Genomic DNA, 21,985 nt, shown 5'->3' with positions numbered 1-21,985 from the left:
TGCGTTGCGTGACGGTGTGTCGGCTACGGCAGAGCACCCGCGGCTGGCCCGCAGGGCGTTCCGGACTGCTCAGGGCCCGGAGCTCGCAGGGGCCGGTGGTCGTCCAGCAGGCCCAGCCAACCTGAGAGGGTGGCCGGGCCGGTGTGGATCTGTAGGGTCCGCGACTTGATGAGCACTGGTTCCTGCAGAAACGCTGGAATCCGCGCTCGGTGAGCACTCGTCGGGTCGACCAGGCGTGAGCAATCGGCGCCGTTGGCGATCCACGGTCGGTCACAGTCGGTAGGGGCAGCCCGGAACCCGCGAGTTCTGTCCGGGGCGGCGCGGGGTGCCGTGTTCAGGAGGAGGGAGGCCGCTCGCCGTGCCATGAGCGCCAGAGCGCGGCGTAGGCGCCGTCGGCTGTTACGAGATCGTCGTGGGTGCCGAGTTCGGTGAGTCGACCGTCTTCCATCACGGCCACTCTGTCGGCGTCATGGGCCGTCTGTAGGCGGTGTGCGATGGCGATGACGGTCCGGCCTTTGAGGACGGCGGCCAGCGCCCGTTCCGTGTGCCGGGCGGTTCTTGGGTCCAGGAGTGCAGTTGCCTCGTCGAGGATCAGCGTGTGTGGGTCGGCCAGCACCACGCGTGCCAAGGCGAGTTGCTGTGCCTGGGCGCCGTCCGGCCGGTGTCCCCCGTGGCTCAGATCGGTGTCCAGCCCGTCCGGTAGTTCGTTGGCCCATTCGGCGCCGACGGCAGCGAGTGCCGTGCGCAGTTGGGCGTCGGTGGCGCGAGCGGAGGCGATCTGCAGGTTGTCCCGGACCGTTCCTAGGAACACGTGGTGTTCCTGGGTGACGAGGACGACGTGTTGGCGCAGTTGGTCGGGGTCCAGGTCGGCGACCGGTATCTGCCCTACCGTCACTGAGCCGGTGTGGGGTCTGTCCATGCCTGCCAGCAGCCTGCCCAGGGTGGTCTTGCCCGCGCCGGACGGGCCGACGATCACTAGTCGCTCGCCGGGCTGGACCGTGAGGTCGACGCCGTGCAGGACGTCGCTCCCGTCGTCGTAGGCGTAGCGCACATCGGCCACTTCGATCCGGTCGTTGGTCGGTGTGAGGGGAGCGGCCGGTGGTACTTGCGTGGCCAGGCCGGGGCCCTCGACCCTGGCGAAGGAGGCGCTGCTGCTTTGCAGTTGCTCGATCTGCTGGAGGATGGTGTCCAGGGGCTGGGAGAGCTGCCGCAGGTACAGGGCCGAGGCGACCACCGCGCCGAGGCTCATCGTGCCGTGGGCGTACAGCACGCCGCCGATCAGCAGGACAACGGCCACGGGAATGACGTACGAGATGTCCACGGCCGGGAAGAGCACACTGCGCAGGAACAGCGTGCGGTTCCGGGTGGTCCGGCACTTTTCGATTTGCTCCTGGCATGCCGTCATGCGGTGCTGCTGCAGTCCGAAGGCTTCGACGGTGCGGGCGCCGGCGGCGGTGGCCGCGAGCTGCTCCGCGAGAGCGGTGTTGGCGGCTCCCTCGGCAAGGTACGCGGTGAGCGCCCGGCGCAGGTACCAGCGGGCGGCGAACCAGATGCCGAGCAGGCCCAGCACTCCGCACGCGCCGAGCAGCGGGTCGAGTGCGAAGACCGCTCCGAGGATGAACAACGCCTGGACTCCGGCGATGAGGACCTGGGGACCGGCGTCCCGGAGGGTGGCGCCGACCGCGGCGACATCGGCCGTGCCACGGGTCATCAGGTCGCCCGTTCCTGCGCGTTCGACCATCGCGGCGGGCAGCGCGAGCGCCCGGTCGGCGAACTGTTCGCGGATACGCGCCAGGGTCCGCTCGCCGAAGCGGTGTCCGATGTAGCCGGCATAACGGGCCAGGACGAGCTGCGCCAGCGCGAACACGAAGATGATGAGCGCGAGACGGTCCACCGAGGCCACCGGGGCCCCGGCCCTGACTTCGTCGATGATGCGGCCGAGCAGCCAGGGGCCGACGAGTCCGGCACCGGCGGCCAGCGCGTTGAGGCCGATCATGGCGGCGAAAGCACGGCCGTCCTGACGGACCAGCCGGAGTGCCGCCCGGCGTATCCGGGACGGTTCGGCGACGGGCAGGGCCCGGGCCGTGGGTGCCGTGGGTGGGGAACTGGCAGTCATTGCACGGCCTCCCGGCACGTCGGAGCGGTTCCTTCGTCCGCGCGGTCGCGGTCTTCGTCGTGGACGCCGTCTGCTTCGGACGCGCCGCGGGAGACCAGGCGCCGGTAGCTGGGCTGCCGGGCCAGGAGTTCATGATGGCTGCCCGAGTCCGCGACGGAGCCGTCGACCAGGTAGTGCACGGTGTCTGCCTGAACCAGGAGGAGCGGTGATGTGCTGGTGACCACCGTGGTGCGGCCGGACCGTGCGGCGTACAGCCGGGTCGCGATGGCCGCCTCGGTGTGCGCGTCGACTGCTGAGGTGGGCTCGACCGCCAGGAGTACCTCGGGATCGACCAGCAGGGCCCGGGCCAGGCGGATGCGCTGCCGCTGACCGCCGGAGAGGTTGCGGCCCTGCGCGTCGACGGGCGAGTCGAGGCCGTCCGGCAGGGCGCGGACGATGTCCTGCGCCATGGCCGCGGAGAGGCCCCGGCCGATGGTCTCCTCGTCCCGGTCCCACGGACCGCAGATCACCTCGCGCAGCGGGCCGGCGAACAGATCGGCCTCGTTGTCCGCGACGAGGATGCGTCGGCGGACCTGTGTCAGGTCAATCTCTGCGAGGCGTATCTCGCCCCAGGTCACGGCCGATTCGACGAAACGGCCGAGACGGTCGACCACCGTCGCCGACTCCGCGGGCCGGGCGCTGACCAATGCGGTCAGCCTGCCGGGCGTCGCCTCGACGCCGGATGCAGGATCACGCAGCGCGGCCGGAAGCCCGGGCCCGTCCGAAGCCGCGTCCCCGCCGAGGGAATCGGGCTCCATGGCCAGAAAACGTACGACTCTGCGGGCGGCGACGAGTCCGCGGCTGAGGTCGTAGCCGCCCTCGATGAAGAACGAGACCGGCACCACCAGCACCGCTGCGTACCCGTAGACCGCGACCAACTCGCCGACGCTGATGGTCCCTTGCGCCGCCATCCGGGCCGCCAGCCAGGTCACGGCCCCGAGGAACAGGGTGGGCAGGCCGACGCTCAGGGCCTGGATCCAGCTGGTCACCGCGCCGACGCGGTACCCCTTCGCCTGCAGCGTCCGCGAACCGCGCCGGTAGCGCTCGGCGTACACCTCCTTGCCGCCGATGCCGTTGAGGACGCGCAGTCCTCCGACGATGTCCGTGAAACGGGCGGCGAGCCCGCCCTGCTGTTCCCGGTACGTCGCCTCGACGCCCTGCAGCCGCCCCAGCAGCGGGCCGACCAGCACCGCGAGCAGCGGCACACCGAGAAGCACCACCACGGCGAGCAACGGCGAAGCGGTCAACAGCAGTGCGGCCACGACGACATAGGCGAGGACCGCGCCGACACCGGGGCCGGTAATGGTCAGCGTGCTCGCGATCACCGCGACGTCGCCGAACCCGATCGTGACGACTTCCCCGGCCGTGACCCGGCGCGGCAGCGCCCCGCCCAGCCTGGTCGCCTGCCTGACCACCACCTGCACAGAACGGAAGGCCGCATCCATCCGCACCTTGGTCATGGTGCGGTGTCGCATGATGGCCAGCCACGCGTTCAGCACCCCCACACCCAACAACGCCGCGACCCAGCCGACGAGCACGGACCACTGCCCCCGCTCCAGCCCGTCGTCGATGGCACGTGACAGCAGGTACGGCGGCAGAGCCAGACAGACCATCCAAGTGCTGCCCAGCAGCGCACCGGCGGCGATCCGGCGGCGCTGACTGGTGATCAGCCACCACAGGTACCGCGCGGCACTGCGACTGTCCGGGGTCCCCGGATCCAATTTCGAATCTCTCATCTGCCGTACGTTAGTGATCGCTGGTCGATTCGTTCGGGAGACCAGCGACCGCGCTGAGTGCCCTGGGAAGGCTCGAAAGAGATCGACAGTTGGCTTCACTCTCCGGAGCCATTGCGCACAGGAACTGGATTTGCGCATTTACTGCGCATCGAGCGCCCACAGTGCTCACCGGATCGCGGACCCTACAGTGGTTCGAGGGTTAGCGGCGGACTGCGTCCAGGCGGCGGATGGTCTCCTCGGTCTGGCGTTCCATGGGCAGGTCGGCATCGAGGAGGTACTGGTTCAGCTGCTGGATCGCTGCTTCCAGTTCGTCGTGTGCGCCGAGTTGGGCCAGGGCCTCGAAGCGGTGGCGCCACAGGGCCTCGCGCTCGCGTGCGGTGTCCAGGCCGCGGCCCGACGCCCACAGTGCGCCCCGAGGGTCGCGGGCGGCCAGGCAGCGGGCGGCGAGGTCGTCGGCCACGTCGACCACTGCCGAGATCATGTCCTGGGTCAGGGCCTCGGCCCAGACGTAGCGGCGCGGCGGAATGCCGGTGAAGGGCCGGCCCTGTACGAGCTCGAGCGCGCGCCGCAGCATGGCGCGCCCTTCATCGCCGCCGGCGCGAGCGGCCTGGGTGGTCAGGTCCTGGAACTGGTGCCAGTCGCAGGCGACGCCGACCAGGCGGTGCTTGCGGTCGGGCTGTTCGTTGAGCTTTGGGTAGTACTCGTCACCGAGCCAGCGCCGTACCTCGCGGACACGTCCGTTCCTGGTGTTGTTCTCCACGCGCCCTCCGCCGGGCGCGATGACCTCGTCGAGCTCGTGGCGGGTGGCACCGTCGGTGCGCAGGGCGAGCCAGGAGACCAGTTCCGTGGCGACGGTGCGCCGGTTGGATTCGATGTGCCCGCGGGCGCCGGTGACGTCGATGGGGCCGAGCACTCGGACCAGGGGCCCGTCGGCCGCGTCCTCGCCTGCCGGCCGCTGTGGGCTGTCGGCCGCACTGGTGGGCACCGGCTCCTGGGGCACCGGGGCCGGCGGGCTGACGGGCTCGGGCAGCCGGGCGTTGACCCGAGAGGTCGCGGTTGTGGCAGGCAGCACGATCCGGCTGGGGGAGGTGGCGTCCGTCCGCGGGATGGCGGGGCCAGCCTCTTCTGCAGAAGGTTGGGCCTCCGTGGCCGCGTCGTCCTCGTGGTGCACTGTGGCCGGTGCGGGCGCGCCCTCGAGGTGATGGGCTGGGGAGTCGTCGTCGAGGTCGGCCAGGCGGGCGAACAGGCTGTCCGACTCCCGCGCGGCGGGTACCGACTCGGCGGCAGCCGGAGCTGCAGCGGCGGCGGGCGCCTCGGTGTCCTTCGCCAGCGGGACGGAGGTCGCAGGCGGTTCGTCGGGGGCGAGGTCGGTCTCCGAGTTCGACGTCAGCGCGCTCTCGACGACGTCGGCGTATTCCTCGTCCGAGAAGGCGACCAGGCGGCAGTGCAGCCCGGTACCGGGCACGGGATGGACTTCGTCGTCGGTGTCCAGGACCCACACCGCGTCGGCCTCGGCGGGCATGTGCCCGCTGGTGATGATGACGGTCGCGGTACGCGGTTCCTGCTGCAGGACCTCGGCGAGCTCTTCGGCGGCCTCGGGGTCGGGGCAGCTGTCGAGGTCGGCAAGGACGACCATCGGCCACAGCTCGTCCACCGTGTCCGCGGCCCGCGCGGCTCCCAGGTCCGTACTGTTGCTGCCGGACAGTGCCGTGTGCTGGCGGCCGTGGTGGGTGCGGACGACGTCGGCCGCGTCGGCGAGCGTCGTGTACGGGGTCACGCGCGAGTCGATGAGGGACAGGCCCGGGGCGCTGTCCTCGCCCGCGACAGCGATCTCCAGGTCCGAGCTGAGCGGGGACACCGCGAGCGATGTACCCAGGGCGCGCAGCACCTGAAGCCGTGTGGCGCCGGTGAGGTGCACGGCCCCGAAGCGTTCCAGGTCGACCAGTAGCAGCGCCTCGCGGGTGTCGTCGCCGAGCGCGACCAGTGCCGGATAAGGGGCGTCCATCCGGCCGAGGAGTTCGGCGTCTGCGAGGTCCCCGGTGTCGGTGGCGCACCACCAAAGCTGCGGGCTGTCGTCGACGGCGGTGAACGGTGGCAGGGGAGCGGGGAGTTCGTCGGCATCATCGGTGTCGGCGAGGTGGAGCAGCACGCCCTCGGTGCCCAGCTGGACGGCGGCGAGAGCGGGCAGCGGACGCCCCGCCTCGGCGCAGTGGTGGGCGAGCGTGCGCAGGGCCGCATCCAGGAAGTCGACCTCCTCGATGGCATCGACGCAGCGCAGGGCACGCTCGGTCGCGGCGGCACGTCCCTGCGCCATCGAGATCCGGCGCCCGGCCCGCCGGCGACGCTGCTGCACCGTCCGCCTGCGCCGCAGCATCAAGAGCACTCCGGCGGCGACGAACGCGGACGCGCCCAACGCCATCGTCGTGACGGTCAGGCCGGACTCCTCGTCCGGCGAGGCGTCTTGGGCGCTGCTGTGGCGATCGTCAGCCGACGGCGCAGCCCCAGCAGGTGCCGAGGTGCCGGGTGCGGAGGGCTCCTCGGTGCCGGCCCCGGAGGGCTCCGCGGTCGGCGCGGCCTGGGAGGGCACACCGACGCCCGGGTCCTCACTCGGTGCCTTCGTGGCCGAGGAGTTGGACTCCTGCTCCTGCGCGGAACTGCTCGCGGACGGGGCGGGAGTTGCTTCCTGTTCTGGGGTGCCCGCCTCGCCGTCGCTGGCCCGGGGGGACTCGGAGGGCGATGCCGCCGCCTCGCCGTCCTCGCCCTGGTGGCCCTTCTCCTGGCCGTCGGAGCCCTGCTTGCCGGGCTGCTGGGAGGGCCGCGCCTGGTCGGGGATAGCCAGGTGATCCCCAGGATGGATCAGGTTCGGGTTCTTGATGACGTCCGGGTTCGCCTCGACGATCTCCGGGTAGAGCGTGGGATCGCCCTGCTGCTCCTCGGAGATGTCCCACAGCGTGTCCCCGGGCCGCACCATGTAATGGCTTTCCGAACGCTGCTCCGAGGCGTCCTCGCTCGCCGTGCGCGAGGAGCTCGCCAGCTGAGCTTGCAGGCCGGAACTCGCGCCCGATGCGGAGGCGGCCGCGGGGCTGGCGTCGGCGGGCAGTGTGAGCGTGGTGCCCGCCGACAGCGAGGAGCTGGGCCCGGTGATGTGCAACTCGGGGTTGAGGCGGGCGATGTCACGCCAGCGCAACCCGTCGCCGAGACGCTGCTCAGCCACGTCGTACGCCACCACACCCTCGCCTGCGACGTGATGCTCCTTGGTGGCAGCGGCCGTTGTCGCCGCGGTCGCCGTGCGCTCGGTGTGGTCCACGGAGGCCGGGGCGGGGGAGGCGTGGTCGAGGGTGGCGGTCGCTGCGACGACGGGGGTGGCGGCGGTTGCCGCGGCCGCGGGAGAAGCGAGCAGCAGCCCGCCCAGCAGAAAGACGGCCAGGCGCTGGCTGGTGGCCATGCCCGGAAGCCGGGGTGTGGCCCGGTGCGCGAGGGCCGCGACCAGTTCGACCAGGAGAGGAACGAGCAGCCACAGCCACGCGATCCACGCGGCGAGGGTGAGCGTGGTGAACAGCAGGCTCCCGTCATCCGGAGCCATCAACGCCTCACGCGCCTCGCTCAGGGACGGCACGCTCTGCGGCAGGGTGCCAACCTTGAGGAGGAGCGCGGGTACGCCGGCGGCGAGTACGGCGAGTGCGGCCAGGCGTGCGATCAGGCGCAGCAGGGCGAGGGGCCAGCGGACGATGCGGTGGGCCATGAGCGGGTCAGCCTCCGGGCTGGTGGAGCAGGGTGGCCTTGGCTTCGCCGGACACTGGCAGGGTGTCGATGCCCAACAGCGAGGCGAACAGCGGGTCGTAGGAGTCGTTGACGGTCACCGTGATGGTCTTGCCATCGCCGGAGACCACTACGTCACCGTCCAGGCCCTCGGCGTCGAGGTAGTCCTGGGCCGCGCCGGCGGCGGCGTCGGGATCGACGACGATCGCCTCGCCGGTGATGGCCTGACCGGGATCGATCTGCTGGCCGGCCGCGCGGGCGGCCTCCTGAGCGGCGTAGGTGGCGCGGGAGTTGCCGTTGAGGACGCCGGTGCCGTCCACGACCAGGCCGAGCATCACGAAGATGGCGATCGCCATGATCGGCATGAACAGTTCCACGCCGCCGGTATCGCGGCGCTCGCGCAGCGTACTGACGGCACGACGGACATGGGCACGCAGTCGGGGGAGGGGCTTGGTCACCGGGCCCTCCACTGATCAACAACGCTGGTCATGGTGCTCTTCAGCGTCTTGGTGCCGGGCAGTGCGGGCAGCGCCACGTCATCTAGCGGCACGGTGCACGACACGGTGGCGGTGACCGTGGCGGCCTGCCCGACGGGCGCGTCGATCCCGTCGGACTCCACGGCGACCGCGATGTCGGAGCAGGTCAGCCCGGAGCGGCGCAGCGACTCGGCGGCGGCTTGGCGGGCCTCGCCCTGCGCGGTGTCGGGGCTGTCGGCCAGCGAGGCGGTGCGTGCAGCATCCCGCGCGGCTGCGTCCGCGGCACCCTGCGCGATCTGGATCCGGCCCGCAGCGATCACCAGGGCGAGCAGGGCGATGAACACCGGAGTGAAGATTGCCGCACCCAGCGCGGCACTGCCCCGGTCCGCGGCCGCACCCGAGAAGGCAGCACGCCAGCCCAGGACCGTGCGGGCCACAAGATGTTCTGTCCGCCGGCAGCGGCCGAGCGGCAGGGCGCGGGAGGCGTGAACCCACGCGTGTTTCACCGGAATTCCTCCACGGGGGCTTGGGCACGCTGGCGCACGGTGAACTCCAGGCCGGGCACCAGGGAGGAGACGGTGCCGGTGACGGTCACCGCGATCTGGTTGCCGCCGGAGTCGACCGCCACCTTGGAGCCCTCGACCGAGTTGCCGGTGCGGGCCAGGAAGTCGCGGGCGGCGGCGGCCCCGTCGTCCGGGCTCGCGTCGTAGGAGCGGCCTGCGTCCACGCCGACCTGAGCTGCGCGCGCTGCCACCGAGCGGGCATGGAAGTACAGGGCGCCCTCGATGACGGTGAACACGAGGATCAGCACGACGGGGAAGATCACCGCGAACTCGACGACGCTGTCGCCGTGGTCGTTGAGACGCTCCCGAAGCCGGGACCATCTCGACTCCGGGACCGGGTGTCGCTTGCCGGCGGCTCTGGTCACAGGCCTGCGATCTCCAAGGCCTTGGCGCGGGCGGTGCTGTCGATGGCGAGGTAGAGGATCGTGGCGATGCCGCCGCCGGCCGCGGTGATGTAGGCCCACTCGGTGACCGAGTAGCCGGCATCGGAGAGGCGGCCGCGCACGTGGCCGTAGCGGCGGCGCAGCACAGCGGTGATACGGGTGAGACGACGAGACATCACAACCTCCGGGAGGTGAGGACAAGCGGACGCGCCGGATGCGGTGTCCGCGGCGAAAGGGGTCAGAACGGGGAGGGCAGGACGGTCTGGAAAAGGATCGTGAGGACGGTGGCGATGGTGATGATCGCCGTCCAGAGGATGAGCAGCTCACGTGTGGATCCCATACGAACTCCCCTGCAGGGACGGCGACTAGACGGACAAGATCTTGATGAGGGCGGGTAGAGCGATCAGGGTGACGACGCTCAGCGCGACGACGATCGCGATCAGGTGCAGCCGGTCGGTGTCCCGGGGGTTGCGCGCCGCCGCGGGCTGGTTCAGTGCGACCACGCGGGCGAAGCCGAGCGTGACGGCCAGGGCCCACAGGCCGTACAGAGCGAGCGACATCCGTATCTCCTTCGGGCCAGGTCACAGGTTGAGGATCTTGATGAAGGCGGGCAGGGCGCAGAAGACGACCAGGGACAAGCCGACGGTCAACGCCGGCAGGTCCATCTGCTCGGTGGCCTGGTTGGCGCGGGTTTCGCGGTCGCCTTGGACGGCGGCGTTGAGTAGGTCGACCTGGTTTTCCAGGGTGCGGGTGACGGCGGCCTTCTCCTCGCCGGCGAGTGCCATGGCGCGGGCGGGCCGGGCCAGGTCCTCCACGCCGATCGCCTGGCCGAGTTGGGCCAGCGCGCTCCAGTAGGGCGTGCCGGTCAGCCGGGCGTGCTCGAGGGACTCGCGGATCTGCAAAGCGGGGGTGGTGTCGCCGACCGAGGCGGCGCGCAGCAGCGATTCGCCGGCCGACGCGTTCGCCGAGCGAATCAGGATGAGCCGTTCCAGCAGGGAGACGATCGTGTACCGGTACTCCTCGCGCAGCTTCTTGCCGTCGTCGCGCACATCGTCCAGGCACTTGAACGCGAAGAACCCACCCACCGCGAGCGCGAGCAGCACCGGCACCGGCAGCGGCGGGCGCTTGCCGGCAACCGTGAGCAGCAGCATGAACAGCTGAGGCAGCACCATCCCCAGCACTGCCATCCGCGCGCACCGGCCCAGGAGTTTGGCCGGGGACATCTCCAGCAGCCTGAGGTCGGTGGCCGGCAGCCGGGAGGCGACCGTGGGCGTGGCGACGAGCCGGTCGCCCATCTTGTCGGTGAGCGCCTCGAAGCGGCCCGCGCTCGCATCGACCTGGGTGGGCGGGGCGGGGGAGCGGGTGGTCTTCAGCAGTGCGTCCACGGAGGGCCGGGCGGGCATCAGCGCCCGCACCGTCATCCCGGCGCCGAGGACGGCCACCGCGCCGCCCACCATCGCGGGCACAGACATGATCACGACTGCTCCACCCCCACACGCTCGGCCGCCGTGCGCAGCAGCCGCGGTTCGGGTTTGTTCCGGGCGGTCTTGCGCATCCACACCAGCGACCCGGTGACCATCAACCCCACCACCATCAGGCCGAGTTGGCCCGGCGCGGTGCGGTACCAATCGGTGTAGGAGACGCTGGTCAGCCCGAGCGCGATGACCGCGAGGGTCAGCACGGTGACGTTGCGGGCCTTACGCCGGGTCCGCGCCCGGTCAGAGTCGAGCTTGCGCAGGGCCTTGGCCTTGTCGGACTTGTTGAACGCCATCTCCTTGATCACGTTCGCCAGCCCGCGGCCGCGGGCCTGGGTGTGCATCTGGAACACCATGGCGATCTCGTCGCCGGTATTGGAGGCCAGATCGTCGGCGAAGTACCGGTAGGCCTGCGCGGGCGGCACCCCGTCCGCGAGCCGCTGCGCGAGCCGGGTCACCGGCACACGCAGCAGATCCGGCACCGTGGACAGGGAACCGGGGATCGCCACCTCCAGCGGCTTTCCGGCAGCGATCACGCTGGACAGCTGCTGCAGCCAGTCGGAGAACGCCTCCAGCTGCTCCAGCTCGGTACGCGCCGAACCGCCAGGGAACAGCAGGAACGGCAGACCAGCCACACCGGCGAACGCGACCAGACCGTGCACAGGACGTCCGGCGATCGCCCATACCAGTACCCCGGCGACGACCGCGGCACTGAACAGGAAGCGGTAGTTGGCCTGCCACACCGGCGGGAGCTCGTCCAGCAGCCCCGGTCCGCCACGTCGTTTGACCGGGCCGCGCTCCGGCTCGGTGCGGCGGCGCAGGGCCGTCACGGCCCGGGCGAGGCAGGCCACGAACACGACGACACCGAGCGCGGCCACCAAGGCCCGCTGCGACTGGTTCATCACGATGCCCGCCTCTCGGCCTCGCCGGACTGCTCGACCGGATCCCAGGTGCCGTGCGGGTACTGGGCCAGCAGCAGCGGGTTGAACCCGGCCTCGGCGATCTGCTCGGCCCGCTCCGGGCTCATCTGGAACGCGGTCGGCACCGCCCGCCCGTCCCCGGGCCTCGGCGCGAACAGCTGGGTCATGGACGGGGTGCCGTCCTCGTTGAGCCCGTCGACCTCCCACACGTGGGAGACGATCTTCTCGCCGGGCTTTGCGCCCTTCTTCACGAACACCATCAGATGCACTGCGCCCTCGATGAGGCGGTACGAGGTCTCCGCACTGAGATCGGCCATCGACAGGCGCAGCACGAGGCGGGTGATGACGTCTTTGGGGTAGTCGGCGTGCAGCGTGCACATCGAGCCGGGCTGGCTGGCCGACATCGCCTCCAGCATCGCCATGGACTCCTTGCCGCGGACCTCACCGACCATGATCCGGTCGGCGTTGTAGCGCAGTGCGATCTCGATCAGGTCGGAGAGGGTGATGGCGCCGGCGCCGTCCTCGCCGTTGGACTGTCGCGTCTCGAACGCCAAGGTGTGGCAGGGCGTTTCGGCGTCATCGAGGAACAGTTCCAGCGAGGACTCCAGCGTGATCAGCCGCTCCGAGGCCGGGATCTCACGGCCCATCGCGCGCATCAGCGTGGTCTTCCCCGCGGTCATCCCGCCGCAGATGACGATGTTCATGTGGGCCCGCACCGCCGCCGACAGGAACGAGGCGAGCAGCTGGTCGACCGTCTTCTCCTGCAGCAGGTTGCCCAGCGTCCACGCGCGGCCGCCATGCTTGCGGATCGACACCGACACATTCCGGGTCAGGACATTCGCTGCCACACGTGAATCGTCCGGCAGCCGGAACTCGACGTAGGGCGACGCATACGACAGCTGCCGCTCGCCGTGCCCGGACTGGGCGGCCATGGTGTTGATCCAGGCGATCGTCTGCTCACGGCTGGCGAACGGAGAGGCCATCTTCTGGCGCTGCTGGCCGGCGACGTCGACATACATGACGTCGCCGTCGATGTCGATGTTCTGCACACCGGGCTGGTCCAAGAGACGCTGGAGCGCACCGGCGCGGAAGGTCAGGTTGAGGACCTCCTCGTGCAGGATGCTGCGTTGTTCCTGGCTGAGCGGCGGATTCTTCTGCGTGAACTCGGCATGCCAGGCGGCGATCTGGCGGCGGGCGAACAGCTCCGCCAGCTCCCGCTCCTCCTCCGCCTCCAGCGTCTGGGCCTGCTGCCGCTCCCGTACGGCTCGTAGATCCTCGGCGACCCGCACCCGCAGTTTCTGGATCTCCTCCGGCTGCACCGGCAGCGTGCCGGGCAGCGATGCGGTCCGCGCGAAGTCGGTCACGCCCATCGCCCCGGCGCCCGCCGAGGAGCTGGTGGTCACCGGCGCGACGGGCACCATGGGGGCAGGCGCCGGCGCGACCGGGCGCGCGGTGGGGGCCGGGTGGGCTTGTGCCGTCCTGGGATCCGGTGTTGCAGGCGCGACGTGCTCCGGGGGGTGGGTGCTGCGCTGGGAGAGCAGACGACCCAGCTGTGTCCGGGCCGCGTCCTTGTCCGGGCCCGTCGGAGTGTTCGTCACGATGCCTCCCTACGACGCCGCATCCCCAGCTGCCGTACCTGGTGCAGCACCGCTGGGCTCACGCCCTGCTGGGCCCGCATCTCCATGTGCAGCCGACGCTGCTGGGCATACGCGCGCAGCGGACCCAGCACATCGCGCGCGCTGCGCAGCAGCGCTGAGCGGGCCAGATTCCGCGGCGGCGCGCCGCCGGCCGACAGATACGCGGCCGCGCGCTCATCCCAGGCCAGCGAGCCGAGGATCGGGGCCTCGAACTTGGCCTCCACCTCGTGCGGCGCGAACTCCCGCCGCGAGCCGGACGACAGTGTGAGCAGGCCCAACGCCCGTGCGCCGGTGCCGTGCTGGCCGAGCTCGTCCTGCAGCGCCTCGATCGCCGTCGAGGCCAGGAACACCGACGCGGGATCGGCGAGCTTCACGACCAGCAGGACGATGTCGGCCTGGTGCAGGACCGGGGACGGGGTCAGCAGCCGGTGCAGCCGCCCGTTCTCCCAGGCCAGCCGCCCGCCGTCCACGATCACGTCCCAGTGGTGCTCGTGGTCGGTCATCTGCAGCACGTCGATCAGGCTCGGCCACAACTCCTGCAGCGAGGAAGCCTGCCGCGGATCAGTCAGGCCCGGCAGCACGAGCCGCATCCCGGTGTCGTCCAGCGGCCACAGATGCTGATCCACCTGCGGCGCCAGATCCTGCACCCCGGCCGCCGCGCTGCTCCAGTACGCCTCGGCCAGCTTGTGCAGGCCGATATTGCCGTCCAGGGCCTGTCCGCCCAGGTGGATGCCGCGCAGCAGCCGGTGCCGTAGCTTGCTGCCCGCCATGTCGAACTCGGCCAGCAGCACCGACTGGCGGCTGGAGAGCGCCAGCGCGGTCGCCGACGTACTCACACCGTCGGAGGCCGCCGACACCAATGCGATCAGAGCCATGCCGTCACTGCTTTCCGTCGCGCGGCTGCCGCACCAGGGCGATCCGCTTGGCCGCGGCCTTCTCCGCCAGCTGCGGCCCTTCCGTGGTCGGCACCGCGAGATTCACCACCAGCGATCCGGTCGCGTCCGTACGGCCCACCGACTTCACCGTCGCTTCGATGCTCTCCGGCTCTGGCTCCGCGCCGTTCTTCGCGGCTCCCGTGCCGGTCGTGGACTGGGCGCCCTGCTCGGGCAGCACCACGGCCAGCACCTTGTCGCCGGGGCGCAGTTCGTCCCTCGGCGCGGTGCCCTTCTTCACCTCGACGCCGACCACCTGCAGGTCATCGCCGAGGCCGCCGCCGGACTGCACGGAGGAGGCGGTCAGCAGGGAGCCCTGGCGCAGGTCGACCGCGGCCCGCTGTCCAACGATCCGGCTCCGGTCGGCGGCCGGCACCGGAGAGAGCGCGGGATCCTCAGCAACCGACGCGGTCGTCACGTCCGAGGCCTTCACGACCTGCCCGGCCTGCACATCGTGCGCCACGGCCAGGACCTCGACCCGGTCACCGGCGCGGTTCACCTGAGAGATCGCCACCAGGGCACCGACCAGAGCGGCCAGCGTCCAGACCAAGGCCTGGATCAGCTTGCGCGGGGCCCTGGACGACTTCTTGGCGCCCGCGGAGATCGGCAGGTCAGCCTGACGTGGCGGAGCGATCGGCGGCGGCGCAGGCGTCGTGGTGTCCATGGCGTACGAAATCCCCTTCAAGAATGGTTAGTTGACGGCCTGAGACTCAGTGATCGTCAGCCCCACCTGCGAATTGCGGACCTCGGTCAGGTGACCGGTCTCCCCACCGCCGCCGGCCACCTGCCAGTCGACCGCCCAGGTCGCGGTCGCGGACACCTTGAACTTCCCGCCCGCTGAGTCGGAGGTCTGCTTGTAGACGTGGCCGCAGTCCGGCGACTGCTTCATCCCGAACGACTTCCGGTACCCCGTTCCCGGACCGTTACAGGTCACCGACGTCCCGTCGCCCATGTTCCAGACGATTGACTTCACCTTCGCCGTCGCGGTCACTGTTACCCCGCCGGCCGTCGCCGTCGCTGAGTTGGGGCCGTACGTGTTCGGCGACTGGCCCACTGCCATCCACACGGGCATCCCCACCAAGCCCTTGCCTCCCGGCTTCGGGTTGATGTCGATATCCGGACCGACGAGCTTCATCGAGTCGACCGCCTGACGGGCCACCACCTCCGGATCGATTGCCGGCGCACCCGGGGCGTTTCCGTCCGGGATCCACACCACGCCGATCCGACCAGTACCCGGGCACATGACCTGGTACGCGGCACCCTTACCCCCGCGCTTCTTGCCATCCTGCATTGCGAGGTTCTCGGCAGGCGGCTGTGGAACCATCTTGGTGTAGATGCACTTTGGGGCAGCGGACCCCTTCCCGCCGCCCTTGGCAGCCGCGCTCTGGGAGTCCGACTTGCCCGGAGCGCGGACAGGGTCACTCGCACACACAGTCACGTCCGGCGCTGCCCCGCGGCAACCGGGATCGTTGCCCACCGCCGGACCGCCGTCGGCGTGCGCCGCACTCGAGGAGACCACCAGCACGCCTATTGTGGCCGCCGCCGCTCGCCTCAGCATTCCTGGTTCCCGTGCGGGAGGTAGGAGGTGACGATCCACCCGTCCTTCCACTTCTCCAGCTTCGCTGTCGCCCGGTAGCGCTGCGGCTGTGCCGACGGCATCGGGATCTCTTTGTCGGCCTTGGTGTCCCACGTCTTCCACTGCGACAGGTCCACGCAGTCACTGACGCTGGCCGAGGGTGGCTTGGCACCGGTCTGGATCGTCGCGGTCGTGCCCAGGTGCCCCAGCGTCCCCTTCACGACCGTGCCCGCCTTCTTCATGTCGAGCATCGCCAGCCGGAACTGCCCCAAGGCGTCCAAGGTGGCGTACTTCTGGAGCTCGGTTCCCTCCTCGGAGGCCTTCCCATACGCCTTCAGGCGTTCACTCTGCATGTGCTGATAGGCGGACAGCACCGCCTTCTTCTCGGCTGCTTGCGGGTTGGATGATTTTGAAGGTTGTACTTTCTCGGCGTTGGTCGGCTTGCTGGACGGCTTGGACCCGTCGGATTTCGAATCAGAACTGCAGGCAGCGAGGGCGAAGACGGAACAGCCCACAAGTGCCGTGCCGATAAGTCGATTTCGACTGCGAAGTAGGTTGTTTTTGGCCTTTGCCGTTGGCGTCATCACGCCTCCCCGTTCTCCTCGTCCGCTGTGCCGGTGACCTGTGGTGTATCGCGCTGGGTGATGGTGTGGTCGTGCTGCGCGAGACGGGTGTGGTTGCCGTGCACATGCACACGTTACGCATATTCACCCCAACAGCGCAGCCAGTAAAGGCAGTTCACAAGCTGCGAACGCGTCAATACCGCCCAACGGGACACACCGGTCCTTTCGGTATAGGGCGGTCCCGTGGCGCGGTCAGTTCTTCACGTCGCCCGTGTAGGTGACGTCCTCTCCGTACGGATCGACCACTTCGATACTGACCGGACCATCAATCTGTTTTCCGGGAATGGTGAAGTGCACGGTCACGGTGGCCATCCGCTGGGGCGCGATCCAGGCGAGCGATGGCAGATTGGACAGGTTCTCCTCGAAGTCGCCCTCGGCGAGCTCCGCTCCGGCGTAAACCTTCAGGTTGGCCTCCGGGCGGTTGCCAAGAAGGGTGTCGTCAAAGTTGTTGAAGAAGCTCAGGTCGACCGCGTAGCGCTTGCCCTGGGCGGTGGCGCCGGCGGTGCGGGGCTGGCCGATGCGGAGCCAGGGCGAGTCCTCCTCCCAGTCGCCGAACTTCAGCTCTTTGGTGGTGTCGGGCTGAACGTGAGAGGTGTCGACGGGGCGGGCCGGGGCGCCTGGGATCGCGCCCTCGAAGTAGGTGGGGTCGTCGCCCTCGATGGTGAAGGTCAGGGGTTGTCCGGCGGTATCGGCTGGGACCGCGTAGCCGACTGTGGTGGTGTACGTGCCGCCGGGGCGAACTCGGATCGGGTGAGATTCGATGTCGGGGAACGCGAGGCCCTTGATGCCGGTGTCGGTGAACGCGGCTGCTGTGCGGCCTTGGGGGCCGTAGCGGGCGGTGACGTCGAGAGAGCCGTGCAGCTCCGCGATTCCGCTGTCGGTATTGGTGAAGGTGACCTTGGTGGTCAGCGCTCGCCAGCCGTCGGGGATCGAGGAAGCTTTCACGCTCGGCTTGGCCGAGGAGAGTGCACTGACACTGACCGTCCAGGAGTCACTCTGTCCCTCCTCCCTGAACGGGAAGGACGAGCCAAGGCGCACCATGCCCTCCGGCAGGTCCGGGGCGGAGGGCGGTGTGGACTTGGGGTCGGTGGAAGGCCTCTCGGCTGCTGCTTGGCTCGAGTCCTCGGCCCTGTCCTGGGGCCCGGAACAGCCCGACAGCAGGGCTGCCGCGGTCACCAGAACGGCCCACTGGCGCTTTCTCTTCACGTGAACTCCCCTGTGGTCATATGGCGTTGGGATTGCGCCATCGGTGATCCACAGTGGGTGCTCGGGGCCTGACGGTGCGTGTGCGCCAGCGCCTGAATCAGATCCTCGAGGCGGCCGGTGCCGTCGGTCTGGGCGAGCCATCCGTCCAGGAGGTCCTGCGGGACGCTGCGGGCCAGGCGCTGGTACTGCGCGGGGCAGTGCTCGCGTTCGCTGAGCCAGCCGAGATGGCGGGTATGGGCACGCAGCGCGATCAGCTCGGTGAGGAGCGGGGACGGCAGCGGGACTGTGTCCACTACGGGTGCGCAGGCGTGCCCTCGAGGCGACGGGGCCGGTGTGGGTGGCGAGGGAACGCGCCGGAGAAGGGCGCGCCGTACATCATGCACGGGAACCTCCGGTCGGGGCGAGGAAGACGTCAGTCGGGGCTGCGTCACCGGACAGTGGGGTCATGACCGGAGCGAAGGGTCCCTTGTCCTGCAGGAGCTGCAGAGTGGTGACTCCGGCGCTGAGCTGGCCGACGCGCGGGTCCGCGGCTGCGAGGGCGCGCAGGTCCTGGATCCGGTTGGCCAGAACCCTGTCGGAGGCTCCGGTCAGCACGATGAGCAGGCGGGGGAAGGCCGGGTAGTGGTCGCGCCAGGCCTCGCGGGTGGAACGCCGGCCGCGGCCACCGGCCGCGGGGACGTAGCTCTGGTAGCGGGCGTACGCGGAGAGCTTGGCGGCTAGCCGGGTGGTCTGCATGGTGGCGCGGTCGACCTCGATGAAGAAGCTGAGCATCCGCCGGCGCCCGTCCTCGGCGGCATGGGTGTAGCGCAGCACGGCGTCCGGAATCATGAACGCGTCGTCAACACCGCGCGATTCACCGTTGCGGATACGGTGCGCGATCTCGGGCTCCCAGTCCAGCGGCGAGCACTCATCCCCGAGGCGGCGCGCCCAGCCGGCGAACGCGACGCCCGTGTCGACCACTGTGAGGGTGTGCTCCTGCAGCTGGGAGGCCGCGGTCTGCGGGCTGATGCGGTAGCCGCGCCGCGGGATCGTCGGGTCGTAGGCGACTGCTTCGGCGCCGCGCGCGGTGATGTACCACAGCAGCTCCGGGTTCCCCATACGCGAAGTACGCCGGGCGGTGGCGTCGACGAGCCCGATGCGGCGCAGCTCCTTGAGCTGCTGGCGCAGGTAGACGGGACGGCGGGCGTGGGGGGTGAATAGCCGGTGCAGCTGACTGGTCGCGATCAGGCGGTGCTGATACAGCGCTGGCAGCAGGTCCTGCGCCAGGCGGGACAGGCCCGTGGGGCGCGGCGGGGCGGTCGGTGTGATGGGGGTGTCCAAAGACATTAGGCAACCTCACTGGAGCTGGCGTCGGGCCAGCAGTCGTCGGGGGTTTCCGGTTTGCGCGGCGCGGGGCGGCGGCCGAGTTCGGCGAGGATCCGGTCGTCCAGGGAGGGCCTGCGCCCGTCGTCGCTGCCGTCCAGCTCGGTCAGGACGGTGCGCAGCGGGCGGCGCCGCAGCGTGGTGTCCATGGCCTTCTCCAGATCGGGCAGGCGCTCGGGGTGGTGGTAGTCGGCGAGGACCTCGTGGACGGGGACGCCAGCGACCTGGAACGTGGGCGTGGGCCTGCCGCCCAGGGTGGCGCGTACGGCGTAGTGCCACTTCGGCTGCTCGGTCAGCGTCATCGTGTCGGCGCCGGGCAGGCGTTTGGCGAGGAATGTAGCCTCGTCGGTGTCGGCGGCTGCGGCCGTGAGGAGGCTCTGGTTCTGCATGAGCGCGAGCCGGGTCTCCTCCGAGAGCCGCATCGCCATCTGTGTCATCGCCATGAGCCGGACTTCGTACTTGCGTAGCTGCTCGAGGATCGCGGCGATGTAGCCGCGGGCGGCGCCGTCGATCGCCTTGAGCTCGTCGGCGAACGCGAACAGCGTGGCCATCTCCGGGTCGGTGCCCTCGCGGGAATGCCCGGCACGGAACAGGTCGAACAGCAGCAGGCTCGTGATGATCTGGTCGCCGCTGCCGGTCCCGGAACATCGCAGCAGCACGATCTGCCGCTCGTCCATCGCCTTGCGTACGTCGTAGGTGGAGCGCGGCTGGCCGAGGAAGGCGCGCAGGGAGGTGGAGGTGGCGAGCTGCTCGATGGTCTGGGTGACCACCGGCACCGCGCTGCCCTCGTACTTGGGGAACGTGGTGCGCCAGAACTGCGAGAGCGGCAAAGGCAGTTGGGTGAGCACGCGCTCGCGCCACTCTTCGTCCGTCAAAAGGCGGGGGATGGTGAACAGGGTGGGCTGCAGGTCCGGGCGCCCGCGCTGGCACATGCGGTGGGCGAGGTGGGCGAGGATCTCCACGGTGTGCGAGAGGATCGCGCGTGCGCGCGGTGCGCCGTCGCCCCAGCCTTGTGCGGCGGCGAGCCCGGCGACCACGGCGCCGATGACGTCCTGGATCTCCTCTTCGGCGCGGCCCTCCATCGACAGCGGATTCCACGCGGCGACCATCGCCCGCGGCTTCTTCACGCTCAGGTCGATCAGCTGCACGCGGCCGATGACCGCCGGGTGCGTCAGATACGGCAGCGCCCGCTTGATCGCCGCGCCGTGCGGGTCGAGGAACCACGATCCGAACCCGCCGTAGGAGAGCGTGATGGCCTGCAGCAGCGCCAGCTCGCTCTTGCCGAACCCGGACTTGCCGAACGACGCACCGAACAGCACCTCGGCCTGCGGCAGGCACGCGAGCCGAGTACGCCCGTCGGCTTCGGTGACCCGGCCCAGCGGCACCACGCCGGGCTGCCCGGTCCAGGTGGGCAGTGCGCGCGGCGCCGGGGCGAGGGTGCCGCCGGTGCGCACCACGTTCTGCGCCGTGCAGTGGACGGTCGCCGGTCGCAGCAGCGCCGCCAACTCCTCCGATGTGACCCACTGTCGGCGCGCCGGGGCGAACTCGCCTGTGGCGTAGCGGCGATCGAAGCTGCGGCGGCGCCACCAGATACTGCTGTACGGCCGCCACCCCGTACGGCGAGGACCGACCGGCCGCCACCAGTTCTCCCCGGACCAGGCATCCATGACAGCCATCACCTGGTGCAGGCGGGCCTGCGCCCGTGCCGGGTGCGTCCCGGTCACCCGCACCAGCACCTGCACCGCGAAGACTCGCGCATCCGTGGTCGGCAGGAACTTGCCCACCCCGTCGGCCAGGTCCTTCTGCCGCGGCAAAGGTTTGGAGGAGCTGGTCGAGGACAGCGGCTTGCCGCCGTTGAGCCCTTCGACCAGCGCCGACATCAACGACGATCCGCCACCGCGTCGGCTCGAGCCGAGCGATTCGCCGTATGCGGACGGTCCGCGCTGCTCGGCGCGGCGGACCAGGCGGCGCCGCCACGCGGCTACCCGCCAGCTCGCCACCGGCACCACGTCGACGACCAGCTCGGCATGCTCCCCGCGCTCGGCATCAATCTGCCCACACGCGTCCGCGAGGACCTGCAGCGGGTCCGGGTCCAGCGCGGCCGGGGTGAGACGCTTGTGGTCGGGGCGCGCCAGGACCAGCTCGGCGCGCGCCACATACAAGGTGGCGGGCTCGGCGGGAGCCGCCTGTCCGCTGCCCTTGACCAGGGACACGCGCTTGGGAGCTGCTGCGGGCCGGGGCAGGGGAGAAGCTCCCTCGAACGCGATGCGCTCTACCGGGTCGCGGCTGCGACGGCCTTGATGGCTGCGGACCTGGACGTTCGGCAGGGAAGGCAGCCGCATCAGCGCGGCCGACGTCGCCGGACCTTCCATTCGCAGCGACAGCTGCCCCTGCCCGTCGCTGCCATGCCGTAGCCGTATCCCCTGCGCGCGTCGCGGCGTCCACTCGGTGGTCTGCGAGGCGCGGGCCAGACGCGCCGCGTGCGGGGTCATGTCCGGTGCGGACGGATCAAATCCCTGGGACGGCACCAGCTCGACGACCGCCCGTTCCGTAAGCAGCCGGCGTGCCCTCCACCGCCACAAGAGCGAGCCCGCGCCCGCCAACAGAGCGCCGACCCCGCCGACCCAGCCCAGCCACCAGGCCACATCGCACAGCAGTTGCGCCCACGGCACGTCATCGGGAACGACGAACGAGAATACGGAGGAGACGATGTCGCCCATCATCAGCTGCTTTGCGATAGGCGAAACCGAGGCGTGCGCAGCCCCTCCCGCTCCGCCTTTGCGAGGGCGAACACGCGGTGTGCTGCCGATCGCCACAGGCGTCGTACGGCCAGGCCGCCGAGCCCCATCACCAGGAAGGGCACCCACGGCCAGCCGCGATGCTCCGCCGCCGCCTGTGCCGCGGAATCCCCTATGAGCGGCAGATTCTTCAGATCGCCACCCCACCACCAGCCGTGCACGCAGCCCAGGGCGAAGATGACTGCGGCCAGCCAGCCGCACCATTCCACCAGCAGGACTACGGCCGCATCCCGCGGCGACTGGGTACTCCGTGTGGACTTCACCGGCACTCCCGTCAGGATCCGGGCGGCCGTGTGCCGCCCGTCTGATTCCCCAAGGAGTGCCGGGGGGTAAAACGTGACCGTACTGTCGTGAAGAATTCAGGCTGGCCAGGACGTCCGGGTT

General features: G+C 70.3%; 20 protein-coding genes. All 20 read right to left on the bottom strand.

Going from position 1 to position 21,985, the window contains the following annotated elements; genetic code table 11:
* Positions 1-334: 334 nt before the first annotated feature.
* Positions 335-2,116 (bottom strand): ABC transporter ATP-binding protein, encoded by a 1,782-nt coding sequence (locus OG574_RS00430; RefSeq protein ID WP_326771306.1) that lies wholly within the window; start codon positions 2,114-2,116, stop codon positions 335-337.
* The gene (locus OG574_RS00425; RefSeq protein WP_326771305.1) at positions 2,113-3,891 is read right to left on the bottom strand and encodes an ABC transporter ATP-binding protein; all 1,779 of its coding nucleotides are present in this window, start codon (positions 3,889-3,891) and stop codon (positions 2,113-2,115) included. Before OG574_RS00425 ends, OG574_RS00430 begins: the two co-directional genes overlap by 4 nt.
* Positions 3,892-4,090: 199 nt before the next feature.
* Entirely contained in the window at positions 4,091-7,633 is a 3,543-nt protein-coding gene (locus tag OG574_RS00420) for a LysM peptidoglycan-binding domain-containing protein (protein ID WP_326771304.1), read from the bottom strand.
* Between the two features lie 7 nt (positions 7,634-7,640).
* Positions 7,641-8,108, bottom strand: a complete 468-nt coding sequence (locus tag OG574_RS00415) for a pilus assembly protein TadG-related protein (protein ID WP_326771303.1) — start codon at positions 8,106-8,108, stop codon at positions 7,641-7,643.
* On the bottom strand, positions 8,105-8,632 hold the full coding sequence (locus OG574_RS00410) for a TadE/TadG family type IV pilus assembly protein (protein WP_326771302.1): 528 nt from the start codon (positions 8,630-8,632) through the stop codon (positions 8,105-8,107). Before OG574_RS00410 ends, OG574_RS00415 begins: the two co-directional genes overlap by 4 nt.
* Complete coding sequence (locus OG574_RS00405) at positions 8,629-9,054, bottom strand: TadE/TadG family type IV pilus assembly protein (protein ID WP_326771301.1); 426 nt, start codon at positions 9,052-9,054, stop codon at positions 8,629-8,631. The genes OG574_RS00410 and OG574_RS00405 overlap by 4 nt, the downstream gene beginning before the upstream one ends.
* Positions 9,051-9,248: a hypothetical protein gene (locus tag OG574_RS00400; RefSeq protein ID WP_326771300.1), complete on the bottom strand. Its 198-nt coding sequence runs from the start codon at positions 9,246-9,248 to the stop codon at positions 9,051-9,053. Before OG574_RS00400 ends, OG574_RS00405 begins: the two co-directional genes overlap by 4 nt.
* A 189-nt stretch (positions 9,249-9,437) precedes the next feature.
* Positions 9,438-9,632, bottom strand: coding sequence for a hypothetical protein (locus OG574_RS00395; protein WP_326771299.1), 195 nt, complete (start codon positions 9,630-9,632; stop codon positions 9,438-9,440).
* Positions 9,633-9,653: 21 nt separating this feature from the next.
* Positions 9,654-10,544, bottom strand: a complete 891-nt coding sequence (locus tag OG574_RS00390; protein WP_326771298.1) for a hypothetical protein — start codon at positions 10,542-10,544, stop codon at positions 9,654-9,656.
* A gap of 2 nt (positions 10,545-10,546) precedes the next feature.
* Positions 10,547-11,449 (bottom strand): type II secretion system F family protein, encoded by a 903-nt coding sequence (locus OG574_RS00385; protein ID WP_326771297.1) that lies wholly within the window; start codon positions 11,447-11,449, stop codon positions 10,547-10,549.
* On the bottom strand, positions 11,449-13,065 hold the full coding sequence (locus OG574_RS00380; protein ID WP_326771296.1) for a CpaF family protein: 1,617 nt from the start codon (positions 13,063-13,065) through the stop codon (positions 11,449-11,451). The genes OG574_RS00385 and OG574_RS00380 overlap by 1 nt, the downstream gene beginning before the upstream one ends.
* Positions 13,062-13,979: a hypothetical protein gene (locus tag OG574_RS00375; protein WP_326771295.1), complete on the bottom strand. Its 918-nt coding sequence runs from the start codon at positions 13,977-13,979 to the stop codon at positions 13,062-13,064. Before OG574_RS00375 ends, OG574_RS00380 begins: the two co-directional genes overlap by 4 nt.
* A 4-nt stretch (positions 13,980-13,983) precedes the next feature.
* Positions 13,984-14,700: an SAF domain-containing protein gene (locus OG574_RS00370; RefSeq protein ID WP_326771294.1), complete on the bottom strand. Its 717-nt coding sequence runs from the start codon at positions 14,698-14,700 to the stop codon at positions 13,984-13,986.
* 27 nt (positions 14,701-14,727) lie between these two features.
* Positions 14,728-15,561 carry an ATP/GTP-binding protein gene (locus tag OG574_RS00365; RefSeq protein WP_326771293.1) on the bottom strand — a complete coding sequence of 278 codons (834 nt, stop codon included), beginning with the start codon at positions 15,559-15,561 and terminating at the stop codon, positions 14,728-14,730.
* A gap of 26 nt (positions 15,562-15,587) precedes the next feature.
* Complete coding sequence (locus tag OG574_RS00360) at positions 15,588-16,199, bottom strand: hypothetical protein (RefSeq protein WP_326771292.1); 612 nt, start codon at positions 16,197-16,199, stop codon at positions 15,588-15,590.
* Between the two features lie 228 nt (positions 16,200-16,427).
* Entirely contained in the window at positions 16,428-17,441 is a 1,014-nt protein-coding gene (locus OG574_RS00355) for a hypothetical protein (RefSeq protein WP_326771291.1), read from the bottom strand.
* Entirely contained in the window at positions 17,438-17,734 is a 297-nt protein-coding gene (locus OG574_RS00350) for a hypothetical protein (protein WP_326771290.1), read from the bottom strand. Before OG574_RS00350 ends, OG574_RS00355 begins: the two co-directional genes overlap by 4 nt.
* A gap of 82 nt (positions 17,735-17,816) precedes the next feature.
* Positions 17,817-18,761 carry a replication-relaxation family protein gene (locus tag OG574_RS00345; protein ID WP_326771289.1) on the bottom strand — a complete coding sequence of 315 codons (945 nt, stop codon included), beginning with the start codon at positions 18,759-18,761 and terminating at the stop codon, positions 17,817-17,819.
* Between the two features lie 5 nt (positions 18,762-18,766).
* A complete protein-coding gene (locus OG574_RS00340) occupies positions 18,767-21,526 on the bottom strand; it encodes a hypothetical protein (protein WP_326771288.1) in 2,760 nt (919 codons plus the stop codon).
* On the bottom strand, positions 21,526-21,864 hold the full coding sequence (locus tag OG574_RS00335) for a hypothetical protein (RefSeq protein WP_326771287.1): 339 nt from the start codon (positions 21,862-21,864) through the stop codon (positions 21,526-21,528). The genes OG574_RS00340 and OG574_RS00335 overlap by 1 nt, the downstream gene beginning before the upstream one ends.
* Positions 21,865-21,985 lie beyond the last annotated feature (121 nt).

Origin of the sequence: Streptomyces sp. NBC_01445 (genome assembly GCF_035918235.1) — a bacterium.
Lineage (GTDB): Bacteria > Actinomycetota > Actinomycetes > Streptomycetales > Streptomycetaceae > Streptomyces.
The sequence above is the reverse complement of the archived record's forward strand: the minus strand, read 5'-3'. Positions and strand labels throughout refer to the sequence as shown.